The organism is Myxococcus sp. AB025B, assembly GCF_006518215.1.
GTDB lineage: Bacteria > Myxococcota > Myxococcia > Myxococcales > Myxococcaceae > Myxococcus > Myxococcus fulvus.
In genome coordinates this window covers 1-441 of the sequence record NZ_SRLW01000722.1, presented here as the reverse complement: position 1 = coordinate 441, position 441 = coordinate 1, and the positions used below count along the sequence as shown (strand labels likewise).

The following is a 441-nucleotide window of genomic DNA, read 5'->3' as shown; positions in this document are numbered from 1 at the left end:
GGCCTGGACATGCTGCTGGGCGGCACGAACTCTGCCACGGGCCTGGCCATGAACAAGGTGGCTTCCGAGAAGAAGCGCGTGTTCATCGACATCGGTGCCGGCACGGCGCGCCTGACCAACGAAGAGTGCACGCCGTACACGATCCACTATGCGTACGACACCGTGGCACTGGCCAAGGGCACGGGCAGCGCGGTGGTCAAGCAGGGCGGCAAGTCGTGGTTCTTCCTGACCGCCGATTACGCGTTCGGTCACTCGCTGGAGAACGACACCACGGCTGTGGTGAAGGCCAACGGCGGCACGGTGGTCGGTTCGGTCAAGCACCCGCTGTCGGCATCGGACTTCTCGTCGTACCTGCTGCAGGCGCAGTCGTCCAAGGCACAGATCCTGGGCCTGGCCAACGCTGGCGGCGACACGATCAACTCGATCAAGGCAGCCAAGGAA

1 protein-coding gene is annotated in these 441 nt (G+C 64.4%); it reads left to right on the top strand.

What is annotated here, in order from left to right; genetic code table 11:
* On the top strand, window positions 1–441 hold a 441-nt coding region (locus FL311_RS43685; protein ID WP_141333601.1), incomplete at both ends, for an ABC transporter substrate-binding protein.